The 14052-nt window shown below is 61.9% G+C and carries 15 protein-coding genes; 6 read left to right on the top strand and 9 right to left on the bottom strand.

From position 1 onward, the window contains the following. Nucleotides 1–77 precede the first annotated feature (77 nt). The gene (locus tag P0Y58_19750; protein ID WEK29128.1) at nt 78–977 is read right to left on the bottom strand and encodes a LysR family transcriptional regulator; all 900 of its coding nucleotides are present in this window, start codon (nt 975–977) and stop codon (nt 78–80) included. Nucleotides 978–1081: 104 nt separating this feature from the next. On the opposite strand from P0Y58_19750, the gene nfsB reads away from it, so the two are divergent. Next, nucleotides 1082–1735 carry an oxygen-insensitive NAD(P)H nitroreductase gene (nfsB, locus tag P0Y58_19745; GenBank protein ID WEK29127.1) on the top strand — a complete coding sequence of 218 codons (654 nt, stop codon included), beginning with the start codon at nt 1082–1084 and terminating at the stop codon, nt 1733–1735. 25 nt (nt 1736–1760) lie between these two features. Here the strand turns inward: nfsB and P0Y58_19740 are convergent, their stop codons facing one another. Further along, on the bottom strand, nt 1761–2297 hold the full coding sequence (locus tag P0Y58_19740; GenBank protein ID WEK29126.1) for a WYL domain-containing protein: 537 nt from the start codon (nt 2295–2297) through the stop codon (nt 1761–1763). A gap of 211 nt (nt 2298–2508) precedes the next feature. On the opposite strand from P0Y58_19740, the gene P0Y58_19735 reads away from it, so the two are divergent. Together P0Y58_19735 and P0Y58_19730 are read left to right on the top strand one after the other, a co-directional pair. Further along, nucleotides 2509–2754: a type II toxin-antitoxin system Phd/YefM family antitoxin gene (locus P0Y58_19735; GenBank protein ID WEK29125.1), complete on the top strand. Its 246-nt coding sequence runs from the start codon at nt 2509–2511 to the stop codon at nt 2752–2754. Further along, the gene (locus P0Y58_19730; protein WEK29124.1) at nt 2744–3025 is read left to right on the top strand and encodes a type II toxin-antitoxin system RelE/ParE family toxin; all 282 of its coding nucleotides are present in this window, start codon (nt 2744–2746) and stop codon (nt 3023–3025) included. The genes P0Y58_19735 and P0Y58_19730 overlap by 11 nt, the downstream gene beginning before the upstream one ends. On the opposite strand, the gene P0Y58_19725 is transcribed toward P0Y58_19730, so the two are convergent. Further along, on the bottom strand, nt 3022–3930 hold the full coding sequence (locus P0Y58_19725; protein ID WEK29123.1) for a LysR family transcriptional regulator: 909 nt from the start codon (nt 3928–3930) through the stop codon (nt 3022–3024). The two genes, P0Y58_19730 and P0Y58_19725, sit on opposite strands and share 4 nt — an antisense overlap. A gap of 296 nt (nt 3931–4226) precedes the next feature. Between P0Y58_19725 and P0Y58_19720 the strand changes: the two genes are divergently transcribed. Continuing rightward, nucleotides 4227–6131, top strand: a complete 1905-nt coding sequence (locus P0Y58_19720) for a TonB-dependent receptor (protein WEK33365.1) — start codon at nt 4227–4229, stop codon at nt 6129–6131. On the opposite strand, the gene P0Y58_19715 is transcribed toward P0Y58_19720, so the two are convergent. The 3 genes from P0Y58_19715 to P0Y58_19705 form a co-directional block, all read right to left on the bottom strand. Then, nucleotides 6119–7498, bottom strand: a complete 1380-nt coding sequence (locus tag P0Y58_19715) for an ATP-binding protein (protein ID WEK33364.1) — start codon at nt 7496–7498, stop codon at nt 6119–6121. The genes P0Y58_19720 and P0Y58_19715 overlap by 13 nt on opposite strands. 25 nt (nt 7499–7523) lie before the next feature. Then, the gene (locus tag P0Y58_19710) at nt 7524–8264 is read right to left on the bottom strand and encodes a response regulator transcription factor (protein ID WEK33363.1); all 741 of its coding nucleotides are present in this window, start codon (nt 8262–8264) and stop codon (nt 7524–7526) included. A gap of 95 nt (nt 8265–8359) precedes the next feature. After that, a complete protein-coding gene (locus P0Y58_19705; protein WEK29122.1) occupies nt 8360–9787 on the bottom strand; it encodes a PLP-dependent aminotransferase family protein in 1428 nt (475 codons plus the stop codon). A gap of 325 nt (nt 9788–10112) precedes the next feature. Here P0Y58_19705 and P0Y58_19700 point away from each other — a divergent pair, with 325 nt between their 5' ends. Then, nucleotides 10113–11525 carry an amino acid permease gene (locus tag P0Y58_19700; protein WEK29121.1) on the top strand — a complete coding sequence of 471 codons (1413 nt, stop codon included), beginning with the start codon at nt 10113–10115 and terminating at the stop codon, nt 11523–11525. Between the two features lie 3 nt (nt 11526–11528). Here P0Y58_19700 and P0Y58_19695 read toward each other — a convergent pair whose 3' ends face one another. Continuing rightward, nucleotides 11529–11708 (bottom strand): hypothetical protein, encoded by a 180-nt coding sequence (locus P0Y58_19695; GenBank protein WEK29120.1) that lies wholly within the window; start codon nt 11706–11708, stop codon nt 11529–11531. A 94-nt stretch (nt 11709–11802) separates the two neighbouring features. Here P0Y58_19695 and tam point away from each other — a divergent pair, with 94 nt between their 5' ends. After that, a complete protein-coding gene (gene tam, locus P0Y58_19690) occupies nt 11803–12579 on the top strand; it encodes a trans-aconitate 2-methyltransferase (GenBank protein ID WEK29119.1) in 777 nt (258 codons plus the stop codon). Here tam and P0Y58_19685 read toward each other — a convergent pair. Beyond that, nucleotides 12569–12940, bottom strand: coding sequence for a DUF2784 domain-containing protein (locus P0Y58_19685; protein WEK29118.1), 372 nt, complete (start codon nt 12938–12940; stop codon nt 12569–12571). The two genes, tam and P0Y58_19685, sit on opposite strands and share 11 nt — an antisense overlap. A 156-nt stretch (nt 12941–13096) precedes the next feature. Further along, nucleotides 13097–13966 (bottom strand): LysR substrate-binding domain-containing protein, encoded by an 870-nt coding sequence (locus P0Y58_19680; protein ID WEK29117.1) that lies wholly within the window; start codon nt 13964–13966, stop codon nt 13097–13099. Between the last annotated feature and the right edge of the window lie 86 nt (nt 13967–14052).

Here is a 14052-nt window from a genome sequence, read left to right as displayed (position 1 = left end):
TGGCTGCCTGAATAAAATTAAATAGCGATGAGTATAGAAAGGGTAGTGGTAAATTGTCACCGAATGAAATTGGTAAACTAAGTCTCAGCCTGTCTGTGCAGTGTTTCGAACTTCGCTCGCAACCAGCTGTGCAACTGTGAAACAGCGGGTGTCAACTGTTTGCGATGGGGACATACCAGCGTGACAGGTGTGCTTTCTCCGGGGTGTTCGGGCAAAAGGACTTCTAGCTCACCCGCACTCACATTACTGCTTACATCCAACCACGACTTGTACGCGATCCCCTCACCGTGAAGCGCCCAGCGCCGAACCACGTCGGCATCATCGCTGAACAGCGGGCCGCCGACTTTTACGATACGATTGCCCAATCGCCATTTGTCATAGATGCGGCCAAGCTGTAGGTACAGAAGACAAGTGTGCTGCTTCAGATCCTCCAGCGTCTGCGGCCGGCCATGCCGCCCGAGGTAGTCAGGGGAGGCCACTAGTACCCGACGATTCCAGGGTGCCAGTGGCAAGGCAATGTAGTTTGCGTCTTCGTTTTGGCCGTAGCGGATAGCAATGTCCACCGGGTCGCGGAACAAATCGGCTACTTGGTCTGAAAGCAAGAAGCGCAGGCTCAGGTCAGGATGTTCGCGGCGAAAGTCGCTTAACCACGGTAGCAGGATATTGCGCCCCAAATCGGAAGGTGCCGACACCTGCAGGGTGCCGCGTAGGGTATTGGGGTTGCCATGCAGGTCTTCATGGCCCTGGCGCAGGCTCTCCAGCACATTCAGCGCGGTTGGCAGGTAGCGTTCGCCCTCGGCGGTCAGGCGCAGGCTGCGGGTGGTGCGGGCGAACAGGCGCACGTCCAGGTCACGTTCCAGGCGCTTGATGGCCGCAGCCACCTGGCCCGGCAGCAGGCCTGCTTCATGGGCAGCGGCAGTGAAGCTGCCCAGCACGCTGCTGCGGGCAAACAGTTCGAGGTCGGCGATGCGCAGCATTTTCACTCCATGGATGAAAGTGTTGCTGCATTGTGCCGGTTTTTCTTTTCTGCCGGAAAGATAAGATACGCGTCACATCCACTGTTCATTCCCGGAGTTGTTGCATGGATACCGTCTCGCTGGCCAAGCGCCGCTACACCACCAAAGCCTACGATGCCTCGCGCCGCATTCCCCAGGCCACTGTCGATGCCTTGCTCGAGCAACTGCGCCACAGCCCGTCCTCGGTCAACTCCCAACCTTGGCACTTCATCGTCGCGGATACTGCCGAAGGCAAGGCCCGCCTGGCCAAGAGCACCACGGAAGGTTTTGCCTACAACACGCCGAAGCTGCTCGATGCGTCGCACGTGATCGTGTTCTGCACCCGCACCGAAATGACCGAAGCGCACCTGAACAGCGTGCTCGATCAAGAGGCTGCCGATGGCCGCTTCCGCGATGAGCAAGCACGTATCGGGCAGAACAACAGCCGCCGTCACTACGTCAACCTGCACCGCTACGACCAGAAGGACGTGCAGCACTGGATGGAAAAACAAACCTACCTGGCCTTGGGCACGGCGTTGCTGGGTGCTGCGGCACATGGCCTGGATGCAACGCCGATCGAAGGCTTTGACAGCAAGATCCTCGATGCCGAGCTGGGCTTGCGTGAGCGTGGCTTTACCAGCGTGGTGATCCTCAGCCTGGGCTATCGCAGTGAGACGGACTTCAACGCCGGGCTGAACAAGTCACGGTTGCCGGCTGCGCAAGTCTTCACGTTCCTGTGAGACTGCCGGGGCCGCAGGCAGCCCCTCATTCATCGTGCAGTACCAGGCTCTGGCGCAGCTGTTCGAGCATGGCCACGCGCAGTGCCTGCGGTGCGTGAATGCGGATAGAGCCCGCTTGGGACAGCAGCCAGCCCATCAGCCCCCGATTGTCGTCGACGGTTGCCACCAGCGCGGCGCCGCCGCTGGCTTGCGGCGTCAGTTGCATGTCTGCTGACAGGGGGGACTGCTCCAGATGGCGGGCCAGCGTGTCATCGACCCAGGCATGCAGTTCAACGTGTTCCGGGGGTGTAAGCACGTCGGGTTGCAGCTGCTGCGCTTCGCCCAGGCTCAGGCCCGGTTGCCAGTACCAACCATAAGGCATGCCTTTGCTGTTGCACTGCAGCGGGAAAAGCGCGGCGAGCTCGACCAGGTCGCGCTCTACGGTGCGCTTGCTGGTGCTATGGCCCACGTTCGTCAGGGCGGCCTGCAACTGGGTGGAGCTCATTCCCGGGTGGCGACCGGGCAGCAATTTGAGCAACTGCCACTGGCGGGCGATAGTGTGGCGGGTAGGGTGGCTGGGCAAAGGGTTCGTCCTTGAAGGCAGGCGTCAATCCTGCCTGGGTAATGGCTTTTAGCTATTGCCCAGCATACCTTGTCATGGAATGGGATCCAAGTTGGCGCAAATGCTCGTTGGCGATGCACCAGGCACTGGAATTAGCTTTTCCTGAACAATAATGACTTGTGTGTGCCCTGTATATGGACCAAAATATCGTCCTGATTTGAGGGCGAAGCATATGCAGAACATATTTGCTGACATGGCCGTAAGCGTGTCAGAACTGAAAAAGAACCCATCTGCTGTAATGACCGGTGCTGCAGGCATGCCCGTCGCCGTGCTCAACCATAATCGCGTGGTGGGTTACATGGTGCCAGCCGAGCTGTATGAGGCCATGATGGAGCGCCTTGAAGATATCGAACTGAGCGAACTGGCCAAGGCCAGGCTGGGTGAAAAAGGGGTGCCGGTATCTCTTGATGATCTATAAGCTCGAATTCCTGCCTTCGGCGCTGAAGGAGTGGGGCAAGCTGGGGCATACCGTGCGCGAGCAGATCAAGAAAAAACTTGGCGAGCGCCTGCAATCGCCGAAGGTGCAGGCCGACGCACTGCGCGAACTGCCCAACCACTACAAGATCAAACTCAAGGCCTCCGGGTATCGCCTCGTCTATCGGGTCGAGGACGAGCGTATCGTTGTGGTGGTGGTCTCGGTTGGCAAGCGCGAGCGCAGCGAGGTCTATCGAGCCGCTCAGAAGCGTTAGGTCATGACACGCTGCAACGCCTCGATAAACACCTCTTCCGCGCGACTGAGCCGCTGCTCTCTGTTCCACAACAAGTGAACATCAACATTGGCTATCCCGTCCTGCGGCGGCAGCTTCCATAGCAAACCCGCTTCGACATCCGCTGCCACCACATGCTCGGGCAGGCAGCCGATGCCAAACCCGGCGATCACCAGTCGGCGCACTTCCTCAAGGCTTGGCGATGACGCTACGATGCGCCCGGCAAACCCTTGCTGGTCACGGAAAATGGTGAGCGGCGACAACATGCCGCCAATCTGGTCGCTGGCAAAACTGACAAAATTCTCCCGCTGCAGGTCGCCTTCGGCCTGGCCGAACAAGGCATGGTGCTTGCCACAGAAAAACCCATAGCGCTGGCGCAGGAACAATCGCTGTTCCAGCCGTGGCTGTGCCCGCCGATTCAGGCTTAGGCCCGCCGTGGCGGTTTTCTCCTGCAGGGCGGCGACGATATCGGAGCTGCGCATCACATCGATCTCCAGCTCCACTCGCGGGCGGTGGCGGTGAAAGTCGGCGAGGAAGTTGTCGAAGCGTTCGCTGAAGAGGCCGCTGATCATCAGCAAGCGCACCTTGCCCACCACTTCGTCTGCCGGCTGCTCCAGCAAGCCACCGATCTGTGACATTTGCCCGTACACCTCGCCGGCCAACTGGAACAGCTGCTCGCCCATTTCTGTCAGTACAAAGCGCGGCCCGCGGCGGGCAATGAGCTGGCGGCCGAGCTGCTCTTCAAGGCGCTTGAGTGCCTGGCTCACTGCCGGTTGGGTGAGGTGCAGGCGGGCGGCAGCGCGGCTGATGGACAGCTCCTGGCCAATGACCCGGAAGGTGCGTAGCAGGTTCCAGTCGAGGCGGTCGTTGAGCAGGCGGTCAGACATGGCGGGGCTCGATGATAAGCGTGGTTAATAGTTGGAATGATAAATAGAAAATCGGCTAATCATAGCCCTGGGCCGATGAATCGCAGGCATTGAGGCCTGCTGCGCCGTCCTTGGCTACGTTGCGGATAAACCCGCACCCAGGTACTGGCCGTGAACGGTGCGTTGTTGTTGTCACACTTTGTCCCAGCTTCAAAAATGCAGGTGATTAGGATTCCCATTCACAACGAGTCCACAGGGTCACCCGCATGTCCGCGACACGCCGTCTCATCTGCTGTTCCTCCACGCTCACCGCCCTTATCGCCGGCCCGCTGCACGCCGAAACCGCAGTTGTCCAGCCGGTACCGCTAACCCTCGAAGAAATGGTCGTCACCGCTGCCGGTTACGAGCAGCGTGTCGAGGATGCCCCAGCGTCGATCACTGTGATCGAAGGCGAGGACCTGCGCCGCAAGTCTTACCGCGACCTGGGCGATGCGGTGCGCGATGTGGAAGGCGTGACAGTGAATGGCGGTGCCAACGAAACCGATATCTCCATACGCGGTATGCCCGGCGACTACACGCTGATCCTGGTCGATGGCAAACGCCAGAGCGCTCGCGAGTCGCGAGTCAACGGCAATGCCGGTTACGAGCAGAGCTTTGTGCCACCTGCTGCCGCCATCGAGCGCATCGAGGTGGTACGCGGGCCTATGTCGTCGCTGTATGGTTCCGATGCCATCGGCGGGGTGATCAACGTCATCACCCGCAAGGTGGCGCCGGAGTGGGGCGGGTCGATCGGCTACGACTATTCGCTGCGCCAGCACAGTGCCGAAGGTAACGCCGGGCAAACCAGTTTCTACTTGAGCGGGCCGCTGAAAGAGGAACTGCTGGGGTTGCAGGTGTGGGGCCGATACCTGAACCGCCAGGCCGACGACGACCTGGAGCTGACCAATGGCCACAGCAAGGCTGACCACAAGGACCTGACGACGCGGCTGTCCTTCACCCCGACCATCGACCACGACATCCTGCTGGAAGCAGGCGCCACGCGCCTGAAAAACGGCGATGGGCTAAGCGCCAACTGGGCCACCCGTGAGCAGGAGAACAACCGTGATCACTGGTCGCTGTCGCACCAGGGCCGTTGGGGTTGGGCAACGTCAGATATTGCCCTCTACCAGGAAACCACTAGCCGCGAAGGCAAGGCCACGCCTGATCAGACCGACATCTACGGGCGCAAGCCGGAAATCCGCAACCGCGTGTTCGACGCCAAGCTGGTGATCCCCACTGCGCACAACACCACCACCGTTGGCACGCAATGGCAGGAGAACCAGGTCACGGACTGGAACCAAGGGCTGGGCGACCGGGTGAATCGAGAGTTCAAGGTTAGCCAGAAAGCGCTGTTCGCCGAAAACGAATGGTCGGTGACCGACACCTTCGCCCTGACTGCCGGCCTGCGCCTGGATGACCACGAGGAGTACGGCAACCACTTCAGCCCGCGGCTGTATGGTGTATGGCGAGCGACCGACCATTGGACCTTCAAGGGCGGCGTGGCCCGTGGCTTCAAGGCGCCGGAACTGCGCGCGGTGGTGGAGGGCTATGCCTATGTGCGACGTAACCGTTTCGTGATGCTCGGCAACCCCGACCTGAAGCCGGAGACCAGCACCAACTATGAAGTCTCGGCGCTGTGGTCGAACCGCGACAACCTGCAAGCCGGTGCAACCGTGTTCTACAACGACTTCCAGGACAAGCTCTCGACGGTGACGACTGACCGGCTGTGGAACGGCTATATCGTCATGGACCGGGTTAACGTCGACAAGGCGGTGATCCGCGGGGTGGAGCTGACCGGGCAGTGGGACATCAGCCGGGATGTGCTGCTCAAGGGTAACTACACCTACACCGATTCAGAGCAGAAAAGTGGCGCCAACGCTGGTGCACCACTGGCCCTGACGCCCAAGCAGAAGGCCAGCCTGCGCAGTGAATGGCGCGTGAACGATCGCGCTCAGGCCTGGGCGGCGGTGAGCTACTACGGCGAGGAGTATGGCAACACGGTCACGGCTGAAAGCGCGCCGGGCTACACCACGGCGGATATTGGAGGGTCGCTTGATGTAACCGATGCGCTGACCCTCAATGCATCGTTGAACAACATCACCGACAAGCGCCTGGATGACGAAACCTACGGCACGGTGAACTACGGGCGCACGTTGTGGATGGGGGCGACCTACAACTTCTGACAGAGGGTGCCGGTTTCGATGTGCGGGGGCTGCGCAGCAGCCCCTTGATCTTCCAGGCACTGCGGTAGCTTCAGCACGGCACATAATCCCGCCGGTTGCCGGTTCTCCAGCACCAGTTCGCCGCCATGTGCCTGTACGCATGCCCGGGCAATCGCCAGCCCCAACCCCAGGCCGCCATTGCCGTGCCCCAGTTGTACAAATGGCTCGAATACCTTTTCCAGCCACGCTTCAGGCAGCCCAGGTCCTCGGTCGAGAATCTCCAGCACGATCATCCCGGCTTGCACCTGCACGTCAACCCGCGCCGTCCCGCCATGCTTCAGTGCATTGTCGATCAGGTTGGTCAGTGCGCGCTTCAGCGCCAAGGGCCGGCAATAGAGGTAAGCATCGGCAGGTTTGCCCAGTGTCAAAGCTTGCCCCAGAAGGCCGTAGCGACGAGCCAGCTCGCCCAGCAACGTATCCAGCGCGATACGCCGGGTAGGCTCCTGCACGGCGTCATCGCGCACGAAGCCCAGCGTTTCACGCACCATCGTTGACAGTTCTTCCAGGCTTTCCAGCATGTCGTCGCGCGCTTCACCTGGCTCCAGTAACTCCACCTGCAGGCGCAGTTCAGTCAAGGGTGTGTTCAGGTCATGGCTGATTGCCGCCAGCAACCGTGTACGGCCTTCTACGTGACGTGCCAGGCGGGCCTGCATGGTGTTGAAGGCGTGCGTCAGTTCACGGGCTTCAGCAGGGCCGGCCAAGGGCAGGGGCGCGATCCATTCGCCTCGGCTGACCCGCTCCGTGGCCCGGGCCAGCGACTTTACCGGGCGTAGCACGCGGCTGATGCAGAACACCACCACCAACAGCACGGGCAGGGTGGTCACCGGCAGGCTGTAGGCCAGCACGCTGCTCCATTGATAGGCGCCGCTGGGGTGCTGGATGGCGTTGAGGAACAGGCCGTTGCCCAACGCCAGGCTGCTGCGCAGTTGCAGCGGTGCCCAGCCGGCAGGGCTGAGCAGGTGGGTGCGGGCGTCGGCACCATTGACCCGTTCCAGCTGCAAGGTAAGGCTGTTTTCGGCGGGCAACGCCAGGCGCGTGCGCAGGTCATTGGCCAGGCGCTGTTCCTCGGCGCGCGGGGGGAATGGTTCCACCTCTGCTTGTCGGGCAACCCAGAAGCGTGTCTCGCGGTTGCCCATGTGCGCCAGCAACGTGCTGCTTTGCCCAGGCGGTAGTTCGCGGGCGGCATGGTAAGCCGTGGCCAAGCGCTCCAGGCTGGCGTTGCGCGACAGTGGGTGCAACAGGCTGCCGTGGTAGTGCAATAACACGATACCGAGCAGGTGCGACGCAACCAGCGCCAGGCATAGCAACAGGCTCAGTTGATGCAGCAGGCGCTGTGGCCAGCATTGGCGCAGCCTAGTCATGCACGACATCGGTAGCCAGCACGTAACCGCTGCCCCACAGGGTACGCAGCAGTTCGGGTGCTTGTGGGTCGTAGGCCAGCTTGCGGCGCAGGCGGCTGACCTGGCGGTCGATGGCACGGTCACTGATGTCGCTGTCGTGAGCGGCGGTCAGGTCCACCAGGCGTTCACGGGTCAGAGGGCTGTGAGGGTGGGCCAGCATTACCTGCAACAGCCGGCTTTCTGCTGTGCTCAACTGCACGGGGGGCATGTTGTCGCGGCTCAGGGTCGCGCTGCTGCTGCAGAACTGCCAGCCAGCAAATCGGTAGCGCTGGGGTTTGTCCACGACGGTACTTGCCTGCAGTCGTGCCTGGGTTGCCTGGTGCCGGCGTAACACGCTGTTCAAACGGGCAACAAGTTCACGGGGCTCGAAAGGCTTGGTCAGGTAGTCGTCGGCACCCAGGTCCAGACCGCGAATACGGTCGGCGGTAGTGTCACGGGCGGTCAGCAGGATCACCGGCAAGTTGCAGCGCCGGTGCAGTTGCTGGCACAGGTCGAAGCCATCACCGTCGGGCAGCATCACATCCAGTACCACCACATCGAAAGCCTGTTGCTTGAGCAACTGCCACATGCCCCCCGCATCCTCAGCGCTGCGCACCTCAAAATGGTGCCTACGCAGGTAGGTGGCCAAAGGCTCACGGATCTTGCGGTGGTCATCGACCACCAGCACGCGGGGGGCGGGGGCTTGAGTGGTCATTGGCAGTGCGCTGTGGGGGAGGCTGAGGTTGAAGCGCAGGATATTACTACGAGTCATTATCATTTGTATCTTTTGTTGGAACGCGCGCTCGCCGCCTACTGCATCCCACCCCGTCGCACATGCTTCACAAACACCTTCTCCAGCAACTCCCACATCGCCGGATCGGTACTGAACGCCACATTGAACCGCATCCATCCGGTCGCCTTGGCGTCGACCATGAACAACTGCCCAGGCCCGAGCATGATGCCTTTCTCCAGCGCATCATCCAGCAACGCTGCGCTGTCCGGAATGGCCGGGTGGCGGGTCCAGATGTACATGCCTTCATCCGATTCGGTGAACAGTTCGAAACCCAATCGATGCAGATGTCGGCCAACTTCCTGATGCGCGTCTGCCAGCCGCTGGCGCAGGCGCTTGAGGTGTTTGCGCCAGCGGCCGTCGATGATCGCGGCATATACGACCCGCTCCATGACCTGCGAAGTGGTCAGGCCCGAGCGCATTTTCAGGTGCAGCAGCTTTTGCATCAGCTCGGGGTTGGCCAGCATGTAGCCCGCCCGCACGTTGGGCGAAATGCTCTTCGAGTAACTGCCCACGTACACCACCTGCTGCAGGTGGTCCAGGCTGGCCAGGCATGGCTGCGGTTCGGCGACCATGTCGGCGTACAGGTTGTTCTCCACCAGGCGGAAGCCGTGCTGGCTGGCCAGTTGCAGCAAACGGTGCAATTGCGGCAGCGGGGTGCGTGAGCAGGTCGGGCTGTGCAGGTGCGGCTGGGTGAAGAACGCCGTCGGGCGGTGATGGACGAGCAGCTGCTCCAGCTGGTTCAGGTCGTAACCGGCCGGTGTACGTGGCACGCCGACCAAGGTCGCGCCCTGGGTGCGCAGGATGCTCATCAGGTTGGGGTAGCCGGGGTCATCCACCAGCACCACATCGCCCGGGCGCACCAGTGTACGGGCGGCCAGGTCCAGAGCCTGGCTGGCACCGTGGGTGAGCATCAATTGCGCCGGGTTGGCGACGATCGACAGTTCCTGCTGCAGGTTCTGTGCGGTCAACGCGCGCAGCTCCATCAGGCCCATGGGGTCGCCATAGCCGGATAATTCCAGCGGGCTGCCCGCTACCTGGCGCAGCCCTCGGCGCAGGCCCTCTTCGTACATCCAGTCGTTGGGCAGCCAGCCGCATCCCGGTTTGTAGGGCAACTGACGGATCTCGAAGATCTGCTGCAGGTACCACTCGGAGTTGAACGTTGGTCGGGTGGTGTCAGCCTCGGCATTGTGCTTTTCCAGCAGTTCGCCCGCTGCCCGGTTGACGAAGAACCCCGCGTTGCCCCGGCTCACCAGCAAGCCCTGGGCGACCAGGCGGTCGTAGGCCTCGACCACGGTGAAGGTACTCACCGAATAGCTCGCGGCAAAGGCGCGGATCGACGGGACCTTGGCGCCTGGCTTAAGGGTCTGGTTGTCAATCGCCTCGCGCAACCCGTCGATGATCTGGTTCACCAACGGGGTCGAAGAGTCTGGATGTAATTGGAACATTCGGGGCCTTCAGGGTGCGTATCGCCTGGCGTTTGCAGGGTGTACTGCAAGGGCGACCTGTACAGTGCAGTGCGAGATTCATGCCACTGTGCATGGCTCTCTGCGTCGGACATTTTTACATTAGGTGTCGGATATCGCCACATAAAGCATGTTCAGTTCGCTTCAGGCAGTCGCCCTGGGGCGCGTCAGCAGGCCGCCATGGAGGGCCTGCGTGTGTTTGTTCACACCATCCTGCCCGCATTAGCACTGATGTACAGGTGAAATCGCCAGCCATCGGGGTTTCACGGTTTTCCTTGGATAAAAAGAAGCACGGGGTACACAACTGATGGACGCAACATCCACAACCACCACCGCGAAAAGCGGGCACGAGAGCAAGCTCAGTGCCTCGCTGAAGTCGCGCCACCTGACGATGATGTCGATCGCCGGGGTAATTGGCGGCGCCTTGTTCGTCGGTTCCGGCAGCGTGATCCACAGCGCCGGCCCGGCCGCTGTCCTGGCCTACCTGGCGGGCGGCATCCTGGTGGTGCTGATCATGCGCATGCTGGGTGAAATGGCGACTTCCTCGCCCGACACCGGCTCGTTCTCTACCTACGCCGACCGCGCCATCGGACGCTGGGCCGGTTTCACCATCGGCTGGCTGTACTGGTGGTACTGGGTCATCCTCATGGCCTGGGAAGCCTATGTGGCAGGCAAGATCCTGCATGGCTTCTTCCCGGATGTCAGCGTCAACGTGTTCGTGCTGGCCACGACCCTGTTGCTGATCACCGTCAACTTCTTCAACGTCAAACACTACGGTGAGTTCGAGTTCTGGTTCGCCTTGATCAAGGTGATCGCGATCGTCTGCTTCCTGATCGTGTGTACCGCTGCCGTGATGAACGTCTGGCAGTTCGGTGAAGTGCGTGGCATTAGCCACCTCACCGCCGAAGGCTTCATGCCCAATGGCATCACCACGGTGATCGGTGCGTTGCTCGGGGTGATGTTCGCCTTCCTGGGCGCCGAAATCGTCACCATCGCTGCTTCCGAGGCCAAAGACCCGGCTGCGCAGATCGTCAAGGCCACCAACTCGGTGGTATGGCGTGTGTGCCTGTTCTACGTCGGTTCGATCTTCCTGATCGTCTGCCTGGTACCGTGGAACGATCCGCACCTGGGCGTTTCCGGCTATGGCGCCTACCGCCGTACCCTGGAACTGCTGGGCGTGCCGTATGCCGAGCTGCTGATGAACTTCGTGGTGCTGACCTCGGTGAGCAGCTGCCTGATCTCGGGCCACTACACCGCCTCGCGCATGCTGTTCTCCCTGGCCCAGCGTGGCGATGCGCCGTCGTTCTTCAAAATCACCCGCGCCGGCACCGGTGTACCGGTGTACGCGATCATGGGCTCGTGCGCCGTGGCCGTGGTGTGTGCGCTGATCAACTTCAGCGAGACCCTGCGCCCGAAAGACGTGCTGGATACCTTGATGAACACCACGGGCATGATCGCCCTGCTGGTGTACCTGGTGATTGCCTTCTCGCAGCTGCGCATGCGCCGCAAGCTGATTGCCGAAGGCAAGGAAATACGCCTGAAAATGTGGCTGTTCCCGTGGCTGACCTACCTGGCAATCGCGTTCATCGTGGCTGCATTGGTGACGATGGCCTTCATGCCTGACTACCAGATCCTGGTGATCTCCACCGGTATCGCGGCGGCAGTCGTGGTGGCAATGGGTGTGGTGCACCAGATCCGCACTGGCAGCAAACAGCACTAAGCGCTACTCGCGTTTTGGAACGGCCGGCTCCCTTGAGGACCCGGCCGTTTCGCGTTGTTGGGCCTGGGCTTTTTCTGCGGGCATGTGGAAGCGCTGGTTCATCCAGGGCGAGCCGAGCAGCGCGGCGGCGACAATCAGGGCCAGGATGGCGAGGGCGATGTAAGTCTTCATGGGCATGCGCATACAGGGACTGACTTCCAGCAGAGGTGGTCAGTTCCGGCCCTATCGCCGACAGATGGCATATGCTAGACACATTGCCCGCCCAAAGGAGCCGTCCATGGCCTGGTCCGCCACCCAGTATTCCCTGTTTGAAGACGAACGTACCCGTGCCGTACGCGACCTGCTTGCCGCCATTCCGCCACGCCCGGTGCGCCACGCCACCGACCTGGGCTGCGGACCGGGCAATTCCACAGAGGTGTTGCTGCAACGCTACCCCGATGCCCAGGTGACGGCACTGGACAGCGACCCGGACATGATCGACAAGGCCCGCGAGCGCAAGCGGCTGTGCATCCCCCGGGTGCGCACGGTCATTGCCGACATTACCGGCTGGTCCGCCCCTGAGCCGCAAGACCTGATCCTGGCCAATGCCTCGCTGCAATGGGTACCTGACCACGCCTCGCTGTACCCGCACCTGGTGCGTCAGTTGAGCGAAGGCGCCAGCCTGGCCGTGCAAACCCCGGACAACCTCGACGAGCCGGCCCATCGGCAGTTGCGCGAAATTGCCAGCCAAGGCCCCTGGGCGGCGAAATTCGCCGACTTCCAGTTGCCGCCACGGCACGGTGCGGCGTTCTACTACGACTTGCTCAGCCCGCTGTGTGCCCGGGTGGATGTGTGGCGTACCACCTACCATCACCCGTTGATGGGGGGCGCCGAAGCGGTGGTGGAATGGTTCAAGGGCTCGGCGTTGCGGCCGTATCTTGCCAGGCTTGATGAGCAGGAGCAGGCCGATTTCCTGCAGATGTACCTGCAGGCCATGCAGCGTGATTACCCGCCGGCGACCGATGGCAAGGTGCTGCTGCCGTTCCCGCGGTTGTTCGTGATCGCTACCCGCTAGTGCGGCGCCAGCGCCAGACCACGTAGCTGTAGATGCCGAGGTTGAGCAGCAGCACGATGCTGCCCAGCAGCAGCTGGACTTGCGGGGTCAGCCCGGCACGGTAGATCAGCGGCCAGATGTAGTGTTCGACGAAGCCGCCCTGATAGCCCGCGTCACCGGCGGCGCTGCGCATGCGGTTTTCCCAGGCGGTGAGCGGGCAGCCCAGGTGCAGGGACTCCACCGCCAGGCCCCAGGCCAGGGCCGGCAAGTGGATGAGCAGGGCGGGGCGCCACTTGAGCACCAGCAGGCCGCCGAACAGCACCAGCAGGATGAACGCCAGGTGCAGCAGGACCAGGGTGTCGGCGGCCAGGCGGCTAAGCATGGGTTGTGTGCCGGGAGTTGAGGTAATCCCAGCATAGTTGGGTTACCTGTACCGGCCTCTTCGCGGGCTTGCCCGCTCCCACAGGATCACCACAGGTTCTCAATGATGTGCAGTTCCTGTGGGAGCGGGCGTGCCCGCGAAGAGGCCGGCCCAGGTTTACAAACCTTCCTCGACCATCTGCAAAAAGGTCGCCACCACCCGCCGCGTTCGTTGCTCCCTCAAGCACACCAGGGTCTCGGTCAAATGCCGCTGACAATCCACAATCGGTAACGCACACACCCGCGCATCGGCACCAAACTCCGCCGCCGATACCACCCCGACGCCAATCCCCACTACCACCGCTTCGCGCGCCGCTTCGCGGCCCTCCACCTGTATAGCCGGGCGAATCCGCAAACCCGCCCGTTGCATCTCTTCTTCCAGCGTCTGCCGCGTCACCGAACCGGGCTCGCGCAGCACCAATGGCATGTCGTCCAGGTCGGCCAGGCTGATCGAGCCACGGCTGGCCCACGGGTGGTGGTGCGAAACGAACGCCACCATCGGGTCGCGGCGCAGGGGCAGGCAATGCAGGCGTTCATCTTCCACATCCCGGCCCAGCAGGGCCAGGTCGGCCTGGTAGCTGAACAGCCGGGCCAGCGATTCATCGGTGTTGCCGGTCTCGATCTTCACCTGGATGCCCGGGTAGCGCTGGCAGAAGCGGGCAATCTGCGGCAACACGTGCACCGGTGCATCCACCGCCAGCACCAGGCTGCCGGTTTGCAGCGCGCGCGAGTCCTGCAGCAGGTCATGGGCTTCGGCCTCGCAGGCGAACAGGCGCTGGCTGATGCCCAGCAGGCGCTCGCCAAGGTCGGTGAGCTGCACCGACCGCTTGTTGCGATGGAACAGCAATACGCCGAAGCGCTCCTCCAGTTTGCGTACCTGGTCCGACACCGCCGGCTGGGTCAGAAACAGCTTTTCAGCCGCACGGGTAAAGCTGCCGTGCACGGCCACCGCGTGGAAAGCCTTGAGTTGTGCGTGCGAAACCGACATGACCACTCCAGTAACAAGCTGAGCTTATGTGTGTAATACGATAAATCGATTTTATTTATTTTTCTGCAACTGTTTCCATGCATTTC

The sequence above is a fragment of the Candidatus Pseudomonas phytovorans genome (genome assembly GCA_029202525.1).
GTDB classification, from domain to species: domain Bacteria; phylum Pseudomonadota; class Gammaproteobacteria; order Pseudomonadales; family Pseudomonadaceae; genus Aquipseudomonas; species Aquipseudomonas phytovorans.
The sequence above is the reverse complement of the archived record's forward strand: the minus strand, read 5'-3'. Positions and strand labels throughout refer to the sequence as shown.